The organism is Leeuwenhoekiella sp. MAR_2009_132 (assembly GCF_000687915.1).
GTDB lineage: Bacteria > Bacteroidota > Bacteroidia > Flavobacteriales > Flavobacteriaceae > Leeuwenhoekiella.
This window is the reverse complement of the sequence record NZ_JHZY01000004.1, coordinates 2056658-2068998: the sequence shown is the minus strand read 5'-3', so window position 1 is coordinate 2068998 and position 12341 is coordinate 2056658. Positions and strand designations below refer to the sequence as shown.

Annotated in this window: 9 protein-coding genes, 1 tRNA gene and 1 pseudogene; all 11 read right to left on the bottom strand. The window is 36.9% G+C overall.

Annotation, left to right across the window (positions count from 1 at the left end):
• Window positions 1-237 precede the first annotated feature (237 nt).
• The 11 genes and pseudogenes from P164_RS17305 to mraY all read right to left on the bottom strand — a co-directional run bounded on the left by P164_RS17305 (window position 238) and on the right by mraY (window position 12305).
• The gene (locus P164_RS17305; RefSeq protein WP_028377577.1) at window positions 238-774 is read right to left on the bottom strand and encodes a hypothetical protein; all 537 of its coding nucleotides are present in this window, start codon (window positions 772-774) and stop codon (window positions 238-240) included.
• 417 nt (window positions 775-1191) lie between these two features.
• Window positions 1192-1265, bottom strand: a tRNA-Arg gene (locus P164_RS17300).
• A 24-nt stretch (window positions 1266-1289) separates the two neighbouring features.
• Window positions 1290-1739 carry a GatB/YqeY domain-containing protein gene (locus P164_RS17295; RefSeq protein ID WP_028377576.1) on the bottom strand — a complete coding sequence of 150 codons (450 nt, stop codon included), beginning with the start codon at window positions 1737-1739 and terminating at the stop codon, window positions 1290-1292.
• A gap of 155 nt (window positions 1740-1894) precedes the next feature.
• Window positions 1895-3910: a cell division protein FtsZ gene (ftsZ, locus tag P164_RS17290; protein ID WP_028377575.1), complete on the bottom strand. Its 2016-nt coding sequence runs from the start codon at window positions 3908-3910 to the stop codon at window positions 1895-1897.
• 51 nt (window positions 3911-3961) lie between these two features.
• Window positions 3962-5308 carry a cell division protein FtsA gene (gene ftsA, locus P164_RS17285; RefSeq protein WP_028377574.1) on the bottom strand — a complete coding sequence of 449 codons (1347 nt, stop codon included), beginning with the start codon at window positions 5306-5308 and terminating at the stop codon, window positions 3962-3964.
• A 3-nt stretch (window positions 5309-5311) separates the two neighbouring features.
• Window positions 5312-6028: a cell division protein FtsQ/DivIB gene (locus P164_RS17280; protein WP_028377573.1), complete on the bottom strand. Its 717-nt coding sequence runs from the start codon at window positions 6026-6028 to the stop codon at window positions 5312-5314.
• On the bottom strand, window positions 6025-7374 hold the full coding sequence (murC, locus tag P164_RS17275; RefSeq protein WP_028377572.1) for a UDP-N-acetylmuramate--L-alanine ligase: 1350 nt from the start codon (window positions 7372-7374) through the stop codon (window positions 6025-6027). Before murC ends, P164_RS17280 begins: the two co-directional genes overlap by 4 nt.
• A gap of 13 nt (window positions 7375-7387) precedes the next feature.
• A complete protein-coding gene (gene murG / locus P164_RS17270; RefSeq protein ID WP_028377571.1) occupies window positions 7388-8482 on the bottom strand; it encodes an undecaprenyldiphospho-muramoylpentapeptide beta-N-acetylglucosaminyltransferase in 1095 nt (364 codons plus the stop codon).
• A 16-nt stretch (window positions 8483-8498) separates the two neighbouring features.
• A pseudogene (locus P164_RS17265) lies at window positions 8499-9703 on the bottom strand (FtsW/RodA/SpoVE family cell cycle protein).
• A gap of 34 nt (window positions 9704-9737) precedes the next feature.
• Entirely contained in the window at window positions 9738-11072 is a 1335-nt protein-coding gene (gene murD / locus P164_RS17260; RefSeq protein WP_028377570.1) for a UDP-N-acetylmuramoyl-L-alanine--D-glutamate ligase, read from the bottom strand.
• The gene (gene mraY, locus P164_RS17255; protein ID WP_028377569.1) at window positions 11073-12305 is read right to left on the bottom strand and encodes a phospho-N-acetylmuramoyl-pentapeptide-transferase; all 1233 of its coding nucleotides are present in this window, start codon (window positions 12303-12305) and stop codon (window positions 11073-11075) included.
• Between the last annotated feature and the right edge of the window lie 36 nt (window positions 12306-12341).

Genomic DNA, 12341 nt, shown 5'->3' with positions numbered 1-12341 from the left:
AAAAAATGTGTTACAGCTAAATTAACAATTAGTAATACTACGGTTATTACCTCTAGCTTAAAATACTTACGAATTGAAAACACTTATCTTTTATTATTAAAAAAAAATTGACTTCAAATTAACATAATTATTTTTTAAAACTATCATTCTCTATATCTAATTATTTATGCTTTAAACAATTATAAAACAATGATAAATCTATAGCCATAAAATATAATTTCAAATCCTTTAAATTATTCAAAATAGATCGTTCTCAATTCTATTCTCTTCTGAAATAAGTGATGGTCTAACTAAAAAATTTATAAGCAAAACTAAAGCTATAATATAGAAAACCCCTGTGATTAAAAAAAGTGGATTTACTCCTAAATAGTAACCAAAATATGAAGATACGTCAGAAATCATTAAGCTAAATATTGCAAAAGAAAAGACGAGTGCCCTAAGACTACCCATTCTGTAGTAATAATATATAGAAAGCAAAATGAGAACTATAATACTTGTACCAAAAAAGTAGAAATAATAAATTACAATAGATCCTTCAGAGGCATCACCAATTAAATATTTCAGATTAAATAAAATTATAAAACATGCAAGGGTGAATAAACCAGTTGCGATAATAGATGGAGCCTCAAACTTCAAATGCATTAAATTTTTTAATTGTTTAAAAAAAAGTAGCAAGTACGCAACAGTTCCTAAACCAAAATAAAAGAATACCCCTAGATTAGCTTCGTAATAAATTGCGCAAACATCTCGCATCCAAAAAAAAATCAATGCCAAATGGAATATTTTTTTTCCTTTTTTAAATCGTATCAAATAAAACCCTATGAGTACAGTAGCGTATAGAATTCGTACTAAACGCGCTGTGAATAGTGAAGTATAGAGAATCGTTGAACAACTTAGCACCGCTGATACAAGAGCGAGGTACACTATATATCTTAATGAATTATAATCTTGTGTAGAACTATCTCGCATAAACAAAACTTACAATTATAAAATCTTAAGACTAAATACAAGTATTATCGATATATAAAAAGATATACTTAAAATAAATATTTATGATTAAATAAATTTCTTACAAATGTAAACTACAGACGAACAAATTTAAAAGGATTTTAGCTATATTGAATTAAAGAATTTTGTAAAAACAAAAAAGAGATAAACATCCTATATTGGATATTTATCTCTTTTTTTTAGTGACCTCGGAGGGATTCAAACCCCCAACCCTCAGAGCCGAAATCTGATGCGCTATTCAGTTGCGCCACGAGGCCATTTTTCCGCGAAAGCGTAAACTCTTAAGCTAATTTTTTTCTTACAATTGTTGATATTGTTTTACCGTCTGCTTTCCCGGCAAGCTCTTGAGATACTAACCCCATAACCTTACCCATATCTTGCATACCAGTAGCTTCTGTTTGTTCTATAACAGCTATCACAACTTTTTCAATTTCTTCTTCACTAAGTTGTTCTGGCAAAAACTGTTCAATAACAGCCGCTTGAGCTAGCTCTTCTTGTGCCATTTCTGCACGATCTTGCTCTATATAAATCGCAGCACTGTCTTTACGCTGTTTTACTAACTTTTGAAGCATTTTAATCTCTTCCTCTTCAGATAACTCTGCATTTGCCCCACTTTCTGTCTGAGCAGTCAAAATTGCAGATTTAATAGCACGTAAAGAAGCTAAAGCATTTTGATCTTTTGCTTTCATCGCAGTCTTCATAGCCGTCATTACATCTGTCTGTAAGCTCATAGTTTTCTGTTTTTCGGGAGTGCGAAGATAGCTATTATTATGTGTTATCCCCACTTTTTTTAAAGCTAAAAGATCTTCTAAATCTATAACTATTATTAAAATATAAAACCCTAACAGATATCTATTAGGGTTTTAAAGAAAGATTTATCTATATATTAATCAACATTATCGTGCAAGAAAGAATTGTTTCTTCTTAACTGTATTTCGTCGTTATCATCTTTACTCAAAGAGGTACGTGACAAACTAGAATTAGAACTTGGATTTTGACTTAAATCAATACCCTGTCTTTTATAAGCTGGTTGTCTTTCAATCTCGTCTATACGCGATTGATTATTTTGAAACTTATAGTTAAACTCTTTCATCATACGTTTACGCTCTGCAGCGCGCTCAGTAAGCAGTTCTGATATAGGAGTATTCATGGGATTTTCATCCTCTTCATTTACTTCTACTCGAGGTTTAGCTTCTACTGTTTTGCGTTCAAAAACTACAGGCTCTTCTTCTCTTTTTACAGGAGCTTGCGGTTTTACCGGTTGTTGTGGTTTTGCGCTATTTAAATGCTCTTCCATCTCCATATAATCATCAAGACTATAACGCTTCTCACCTTGTTCATTAACTTCGGTAACTGAAACGATCTCGACAGGATTATTAACTTCAATATCATTAACATCATCGCTTAAGCTGTAAACAATCTCCTTTTCTTTAGTATCAGTCTTAGATTCTGGAGTAATTTGTTTTGGCTTATCATTAAGAGGAAGATCAAATGATAGTGTAAACTGCTCTTCTTCTTCAAAAAGGTTTACCTGAGTATCTCTTGTAGGTTTCTCAACACTTACAATTTTAAAATCCATATCAACATCTTCCTGCTCAGATTCTAGAACAGAATAGTCTAAAACTTCTTCATAAATAACCTGAATATTACGGATAAGATCTGTTGTAGAGATTAAATCCATTTTTGGCTTCTCAACCTCTTTCTTGCTTTGATTCACCATTAAATCTATAGGGTCATCACTATCATCAAGGGTATGTACGATAGGTTTCTTCTCTGGTTCTGCAGCTTCTTTAGGAGCAGGAGCATCAAAATTTAAGCGCGTACCGGTACTCTTTGGAGATAGCTCGTGCTGTGCACGTTGCTCGTCTTCAAGAGTATGAATAATTTTCTTTGTTTCGGTATTTACGATTTCATTCTGCTGCTCTACATTAAAACCCGTGGCAATTATAGTTACAGAGATTGCATCACCCAGGCTTTCTTCTTCACCTACACCCATAATAATGTTAGCACTGTGGCCAGCCTCATCCTGAATGTGATCGTTGATTTCCCCAATCTCATCTATTGTAATTTCTTCGGTACCAGAAACGATAAGCAACAATACGTTTTGAGCACCAGTAATTTTATTATCGTTTAATAATGGAGAGTCTAATGCTTTTCTAATGGCATCCTGAGCACGACTGCCACCACTTGCATTTGCACTACCCATTATGGCAGTTCCACTATTACTTAATACGGTTTTTGCATCTCTAAGGTCAATGTTTTGGGTATAGTGATGTGTTATTACTTCTGCTATACCACGTGATGCAGTAGCAAGTACTTCATCTGCTTTACTAAAACCAGCTTTAAAACCAAGATTACCATAAACCTCACGCAGCTTGTTATTGTTAATTACAATAAGTGAATCTACGTGACTGCGTAAACGCTCAACACCTAATTGAGCTTGCTCATTACGCATTTTTCCTTCAAATTGAAATGGGATTGTTACGATACCTACAGTAAGTACGTCTAGCTCTCTGGCCATTTTTGCAATGACAGGAGCAGCACCGGTACCTGTACCACCACCCATTCCGGCCGTGATAAAGATCATTTTTGTGTTGGTTCCCAACATTCTTTTGATGTCTTCAGAGCTTTCTATAGCCGCTTTCTCACCTACATCAGGATTTGCACCAGCGCCAAGACCTTCTGTAAGGCTTACACCAAGTTGAATGCGTATAGGCACCGGACTATTTTCCAGAGCTTGCGAGTCTGTGTTACAAACTACAAAATCAACCCCATTTATTCCCTGACTAAACATATGGTTAATGGCATTACTACCACCACCTCCTACACCAATTACCTTGATGACGTTGCTCTGATTTTTTGGTAAATCAAACGAAATGTTTTCAAAATCTGTGTTGCTCATAATATATCGTTTTACCGGTTTATTAGTTGGATGTTTTTCTTTTTCAATTCTTTATTCTGCATTATCTAAGAAATCCTTGAACTTTTCTGCCCAGGTATCAAAGATGCTTTTGCGTATTTTCTTCTCTTTGGGTTGCTCAATCTCTTCATCATCTTGATCAAGTTGTACTTCTGGCTCTTCTACAGGCACCTCCTCTTCTACAATTGCTGTATCCTGTTGTGCTTCGGGCTCATTTTGGCGATGCTCAAGACTATTCATTACAAGACCTACAGCAGTTGCATACAAGGGACTTGTGGTCTCAGAATCACTATCACCTGCTAAATGCTCGTTAGGATAGCCAATACGCGTATCCATCCCAGTGATGTATTCTACAAGTTGCTTTAAATGTTTAAGCTGGGAGCCACCTCCTGTTAAAACAATACCAGCAATTAGTTTTTTCTTTTGCTCCTCGTGACCATAATTTTTAATCTCGAGATATACCTGCTCAACGATCTCTACGACGCGTGCGTGAATGATCTTAGATAAGTTTTTAAGCGTAATTTCTTTAGGCTCTCTACCGCGTAATCCAGGTATAGAAACAATCTCGTTGTCTTTATTTTCTCCCGGCCACGCAGAACCAAACTTAATTTTAAGAAGCTCTGCCTGCTTTTCAATAATACTGCAGCCCTCTTTAATATCTTCAGTAATCACATTACCTCCAAAAGGAATTACGGCTGTATGTCTAATGATACCATCTTTAAAAATGGCAAGATCTGTTGTACCTCCACCAATATCTATTAAAGCCACACCTGCTTCTTTTTCCTCCTGACTTAATACCGCATTCGCGGAAGCTAAAGGCTCTAAAGTAATTTTATCAAGATTAAGACCGGCACTTTTTACACAACGGCCTATGTTGCGTATGCTACTAACCTGACCTACAACCACGTGAAAATTTGCTTCGAGTCTGCCGCCATACATCCCAATAGGCTGTGTGATCTCGGCTTGACCGTCTACTTTATATTCTTGTGGAAGCACGTGAATGATCTCTTCTCCCGGAAGCATTACCAGTTTATGTACCTGATTGCACAGCATATCTATATCTCGAGGCCCTATAACCTGATCTGCGTCTGCGCGGGTTATGTAATCGCTATGTTGCAAACTACGTATGTGTTGCCCAGCAATACCTACGACTACATCTTCAATCTTCATGCCAGACACACTCTCTGCTTCCTGCACCGCCTGCTGAATAGACTGTATGGTTTGTGTAATGTTATTTACAACACCCCTATGCACACCAAGACTTTTAGATTTTCCGATTCCCAGAATTTCTAATTTATGATATTCGTTATAACGACCTATCATAGCGACAATCTTGGTAGTACCAATGTCTAATCCTACTGCTATGTCTTTCTGCTCCATAACTTAAAATTTTGTCCCAACTACCTGCCCTTTAAACCGCAGATCTATATTTTTATATACGGTGAGACTATTGTCTTTAATCGCCTTTTGATAAAAAGCTTTATAGTTTGCAAACTTGCTTTGCAAATCTTTAATCTTTCCTAAACTGATGTTATAGTTTAACACCCGAGGCGTTAAACTATAGTCTCCATTTTGATTTCGGCTTATACCTATCACTTGCGTTGCAAGTAAATCGTCTTGCTGTAAATATTTTAATAAAGGGTAAACCTCTCCTATCTGCTCTTTTGAAACTCCTTCAATTAAGGGTACTCGAGCAGAATAATTAGATGATAAGGGCATTGCTACACCTTGCTCATCTATATAATACGGTTTTTGTGCCTGCACGCGACCTAGTGGTTTTCGTTGCCTAACCGTTGCACCTAAAACCCCATCTAAGGTTAGGTAAACATCTGCATCAGAAATCATTGCGTGCGAATCTAGCGTTGCCTCTAAATTTTTCAAAACTAGAATATCTTTAGGCTGTCCCTCCAGAGGTTTTCCATTTTGTATCAACAATTTATCAACCGTTTCTGCAGTGATAAAAAGATTTGCTCCGGCTTCAAAATTCACCTTTACCTCCTTGATTTTTCGGTCTGCATTACGCTTGTGCGAAAATGCAACTAAAAACAGCGTTATTAGCACTAAACCGATCATACGTATGTAAAACCACCCTATTTTCATCTGCTGAATTTTTTAGTGATTTTTAATATCTCTTCTCCAATATCGCCGGCTCCCATCATTACTTTAATAGTTGCCTTAGACTCTCTCATTTTTACCTCAAGCTCATTCTTACTCACGAGCTGTTTTCTAGGACTGGTAACTAGATTAATTAATTCTTGAGAATTTACTCCCACTATTGGCTCTTCGCGAGCAGGATAAATATCTAGTAAAAGTAATTCGTCAAACTGAGATAAACTGCGTGCAAACTCCTCCATAAAATCGCGGGTACGACTGTAAAGATGTGGTTGAAAAACAGCTAAAACCCGTCTGTTAGGATACATCTCGCGTACGGCATCATGCACTGCATCAATTTCTGTAGGATGATGTGCATAATCATCAATAAGCACGTGTTCTGCTGTATTTATTCTATACTTAAATCTGCGATTAACCCCTTTAAATGCGAATAGCGCTTTGGCGAGCTTTTCGGCAGGGCAGCCGTATTTTAAAGCCATCGCCAAAGCTGTTATCGCGTTAGACAAGTTATGTCTACCAGGCAGGTTAAGCGCCAAATCTTTAAGCAAACCATCAGGATGTTTTAGATCAAAATGATACGCTCCGTTTTCTATATTTACATTTATTGCTGTATATACAGCGTCATCTTCAATTCCTACTGTAATACCTGTTAAAGGCAAGCCATTGGCTACAAAGAGTATTCCGTCTTCTTTTACCTGTGCTGCAAAATCTCTAAAACTTTGCTGTAGGGTTTCTGCATCTCCATAAATATCGAGATGATCAGCATCCATAGACGTAATGGCAGCAATATTAGGATAAAGCTGCATAAATGAGCGATCAAACTCATCTGCCTCTACCACAACAATCTCTTCTCCCTGCTGTATTAAATTACTTTGATAATTTTCTGCGATGCCACCTAAAAATGCGGTTACCGGCAATTCACAAGCTGCCATTAAGTGGCCTAACATAGCACTTGTGGTCGTCTTACCGTGAGTACCTGCGACGGCTAGACAAAATTTCTCCTGAGTCAACATCCCCAGTACTTCTGCACGTTTTAAGATGTTGAAATTATACTGAATAAAAAATTGATAGCCCGCGTGATTCTTAGGCACCGCAGGTGTATAAACCACGAGTGTATGCTCTATATCTTTATATATAGAAGGAATCTCTTCTACCGAATCTTTAAACGTAATAGCAATACCTAATTCTTCTAATGAGGAAGTAATACCTGAAGGTGTTTTATCATAACCCGCAACGTTTTTACCTGCTGCTTTAAAATAACGAGCTAACGCACTCATACCTATACCGCCAATGCCGATAAAGTAAAAATTAGATATGTAGTTTAACTTATTCAATGCTCTTATTTTATTATTTATTAAGTAGCCTTTCTACTTCGTTTACAATTTTTTGAGTGGCCTCAGGCAATGCTAATTTTTTAAAATTTGAGCCCAAAACCTGCTGTCTGTCTTCATCTGAAACTAGCTTTGAAAATTCAGTTTTAAAAACTGTTGCCAGTTCGCTTTCCTTGATTAAAATCGCAGCGTCTTTAGCGACAATGGCTTCTGCATTTTTAGTTTGATGATCTTCTGCTACATTAGGTGATGGAATAAAAATCACAGGCTTTCCTACAAGTGCTAGTTCAGAAACAGATCCTGCACCTGCTCTGCTTATGATTACATCTGCAGCTGCATACGCTAAATCCATCTTATCAATAAAAGGTACAACCTGTACATTACTGGCAGTATTGTGTGTTTTATATTCTTCAAAATACATCTTACCGCATTGCCATAAAACCTGTACGTCTTTATCTAAAATAAATTGTAATTCCTGATCTATTAATTTATTTATTGCCCGAGCTCCTAAGCTCCCACCAAGAATTAGAAGAGTTTTTTTAGAGCTATCAAGCTTAAATTTTTCTAGTGCTTCATTTCGTTTAGAATCTATATCTAATAAATCCTGACGCACAGGATTACCTGTAATTACAATTTTTTGCTGCGGAAAGAATTGCTGCATATTTTCATAAGCTACACAAATCTTCTGCACTTTTTTAGCTAAAAGTTTATTGGTAATACCTGCAAAACTATTTTGCTCTTGAATTAATGCGGGTACTTTTAAACGTGTTGCCATCTCCAGTAACGGTCCGCTTGCAAAACCACCGGTTCCTATAACTGCATCAGGCTTAAACCTTCTAATTATCTTAGCAGACTTGAACAAACTACTCATTAATTTAAATGGAAACATTAAGTTTGACCAGGTGAGTTTACGTTGCAAACCTGCGATCCATAATCCTTCAATCGTATAGCCGGCTGCCGGTACTTTTTCCATTTCCATACGATCCTGAGACCCTACAAAGAGAAATTCCGCTTGCGGATATTTTTCTTTTAAAGCCTCTGCAATAGCAATAGCCGGGTAAATATGCCCGCCGGTTCCGCCACCTGATAGTATGAATTTATAGTTTTTCAAATCTTATTAATGTCTTTTAAATCGTTTCGCTTAAAATATCAAGCGGATTCATCTCGTCTTCTTCCTTAACTCGCACTTCATCTCGTTTTACACTTACGCTAAGTATAATGCCTATCGCTAAGCAGGTCATCCAGATTGAAGTACCACCACTACTTACAAGCGGCAATGTTTGTCCCGTAACCGGAAATAATTCTACAGCTACAGCCATATTAATTAATGCCTGAAATACAATAGGAATACCTACTCCTATAACAGCCAGTTTACCAAATACAGTTGGCGCTTTGTTAGCAATAACCAGTATTCTAAAAAGCAATAGTAAATACATTACTAAAAGCGTTAACCCGCCTATTAGACCAAATTCTTCAACAATTATCGCATAGATAAAATCTGAAGATGACTGGGGTAAAAAATTCTTCTGAATACTTTTGCCCGGCCCATACCTACAAGACCACCGGTTGCAATCGCTATTTTTGCTTTCTCAATCTGGTAATCACCCTCGCTGTCTTCATCATCAGAAAAACTGTCTATACGACTAATCCACGTATCAACGCGGTTAGGAAAAACTCCCGGAAATGCTTTTGCTGCGAGAATAAATAAAGTTAATGCGAGCAAACCTGTGGCTACAATAATCGATAAATATTTGATGGGATATCCTCCCAGAAAAACCAGCGTTAATACCATTACAAATATGATTGCAGTAGTAGAAAAGTTAGCCGGCAATATCATTCCTAAAATAAGCGCAACAGGCACCCAAAGCGGCAAAATACTCTCTTTAAAGGTGATTGTTTTATCCTTAATTCGAGAAAGATAGCGTGCTATATAAATCATCAATACAACCGAAGCCAGCGTAGAAGTTTGAAACGTAATCCCAACAAATGGCACTTTAATCCATCTACTGGCATTAGAGCCGTCTATCACCGTACCCTGAGCCATTGTAATTATCAAAAGAATAATTACGATAGGGATACCTATAATTGAGAGGCCTTTAAAATAATGCGAGGGCACTTTGTGTATGCCATAAATAATCGCAAAACCCAAAACCAAATGCATAAAATGACGTAATAAATATGGGAATGTATCCCCATTACCACCATACAAATAAGCAAGATTACTACTAGCACTAAATACCGGTAAAAAAGAAAACAACGCCAAAAATGCAGTGATAGCCCATATAGAGCGATCTCCTTTTAAAGTGGCAAATATGTTTTTTGATGTACTCAACTTAGCTTCTTAGTTTCTAATTAAAGATTCAGTTTTATAAATTTCTTACTGCATTTTTGAATTGTCTACCACGATCCTCGTAATTTTCAAACAAATCAAAACTTGCACAAGCTGGTGATAACAATACATTATCTCCCTTATCTGTTAACTTATATGCGATTTTAACCGCCTCAGAAATAGATTCGGTCTCAATAATAGTTTCTACCATGTTACCAAAGGTGTGTAACAATTTGGCATTATCTACACCCAGGCAAATTATAGCTTTCACTTTCTCGTTCACTAAGGGAAAAAGGTCTTTATAGTCATTCCCCTTATCTACACCACCCACTATCCAAACTGTAGGTGCACTCATGCTGTCTAAGGCATAAAATGTAGCATTTACGTTAGTTGCTTTTGAATCATTTATATATGACACGTTATTAATCTTTAATACGTGTTCTAAGCGATGTTCTACACCTTGAAAACCTTCTAAAGATTCTCGTATAGTAGCTTTACGAATACTTAGTAGTCGAGAAGCTGTCGCTGCTGCCATTGCATTTTTAGTATTATGAGCACCTTTTATTTCTAATTTTTTTGTTGACATAGTCATTCTCGTATCGTCAGTTAATATGTTTATTTCTTCGTTAGCGTAAAACGCTCCTTGTTTTAGTTCTTTTGATATTGAAAAAGGCATCAGTGTCGATTTGACCGGGTGCTTTTCTAACCATTCTGTAATCACGGGGTCATCTGCATCGTAAATCAAAAAATCATTTTCGGTTTGATTTTCCGCTATGCGGAATTTTGACCGGATATAATTTTCAAATTCGTATTCATATCTGTCCAGATGATCTGGCGTAATATTCATGAGTATGGCGATGTGCGGCGCAAAACTGGTGATTCCATCTAATTGAAAGCTACTAATCTCGAGGGCATAATAATCCTGATCATCTACCGCAACCCATTTTGCAAAACTGTCACCTATATTTCCGGCAGCCACGCTCTTTAAACCTGCCTGCTTTAAAATATGCGCCATAAGCATAGTCGTGGTGGTCTTACCATTGCTTCCTGTAATACCTACCAAAGTAGCTTTAGTATATCTCGCAGCAAACTCAATTTCTGAGATCACCGAAACTCCGTTAGCTACCAGGGCTTTTATTAATGGTGCTTTATCAGGAATCCCCGGACTTTTCATAACCAAGTCTGCATTTAAGATTTTAGCTTCGGTATGACCGTCATCTTCCCATTCAATCTCAAACTCTTTAAGAACGTCGCGGTATTTAGCTTTTATCTTCCCGAAGTCAGATACAAAAACTTCAAACCCTTGCTTTTTACCTAAAATCGCGGTCCCTACTCCGCTCTCTCCACCTCCTAAAACCACTAACCGTTTCATCTACCTAACTTTTAAGGTTACAATCGTGATAATGGCTAGTAAAATGCCAATAATCCAAAAACGGGTAACAATCTTACTCTCATGAATCCCTTTCTTCTGGTAATGATGATGCAAGGGTGACATTAAAAATATACGACGCCCTTCACCAGATTTTTTCTTGGTGTATTTAAACCAGCTCACTTGCAACATTACTGACAGGGTTTCCATAAAGAAAATTCCGCAAAGTATAGGTATTAGTAATTCTTTACGAATCGCAATTGCGATCACTGCGATAATCCCTCCAATAGTTAAACTCCCAGTATCTCCCATAAACACTTGAGCCGGATAGGTGTTGTACCAAAGAAAACCAACTAAGGCTCCCACAAAAGCGGTTATAAAAATTACCATCTCCCCAGATCTCGGGATATACATAACATCTAAATAATCACTAAATATGATGTTACCAGAAACCCATGCAAAAATCCCCAGGGTCAACACAATTATAGCCGAAGAACCCGCTGCGAGTCCATCTATACCATCGGTGAGATTTGCACCATTAGAAACTGCTGTCACAATAAAAATCACAATAGGTATAAACAGCAACCACGAGTATTTTAAATAATCTGGACCTAACCAACTTACCAGAATACTGTAGTCTATCTCATTGTTTTTGACAAACGGGATAGTTGTTGTCAATGCTTTTTCTTCCGAAGAAAATTCACGCGCGCTGCTATCAACTAACTCTTCTTGTTGAACCGGGTTATTTGCTAATTCTTTTTTTACTGTAATTCCCGGGTGAAAAAACATGGTTGCCCCTACAATAACACCCAGTCCTATCTGACCAAATATTTTAAACTTTCCCTGAAGTCCTTCTTTGTTTTTCTTTTTAATTTTTAGGTAGTCATCCATAAAACCAATGGCCCCCATCCACAGGGTGGTTACAATTAAAAGAATGACATAAATATTCTCGAGTTTAGCAAGCAATAAAACCGGTATTAACGTTGCAAGAATTATAATTAAACCTCCCATTGTAGGAGTACCTGCCTTTTCTACCTGACCTTCTAAACCAAGATCTCGTATAGATTCACCCAATTGTTTACGTTGTAAATAAACAATGATGCGCTTTCCCCAAATTGTCGAGATTGCTAACGACATTAAAATCGCAATAGCCGCCCTAAACGTAATGAACCCAAAGAGACTTGCTCCCGGGAAGTTGTATGTACGCTCTAAATATTCAAAAAAGTAAAACAGCATATTTTTAAAAATTCAATTACGCGATGTGCGTTTTTG

Coding starts and splice junctions, on each gene's coding strand:
- mraY (WP_028377569.1), bottom strand. CDS start 12,305: ATGCTGTTTTACTTTTTTGAATATTTAGAGCGTACATACAACTTCCCG.
- P164_RS17295 (WP_028377576.1), bottom strand. CDS start 1,739: ATGAGCTTACAGACAGATGTAATGACGGCTATGAAGACTGCGATGAAA.
- murD (WP_028377570.1), bottom strand. CDS start 11,072: ATGAAACGGTTAGTGGTTTTAGGAGGTGGAGAGAGCGGAGTAGGGACC.
- ftsZ (WP_028377575.1), bottom strand. CDS start 3,910: ATGAGCAACACAGATTTTGAAAACATTTCGTTTGATTTACCAAAAAAT.
- ftsA (WP_028377574.1), bottom strand. CDS start 5,308: ATGGAGCAGAAAGACATAGCAGTAGGATTAGACATTGGTACTACCAAG.
- P164_RS17280 (WP_028377573.1), bottom strand. CDS start 6,028: ATGAAAATAGGGTGGTTTTACATACGTATGATCGGTTTAGTGCTAATA.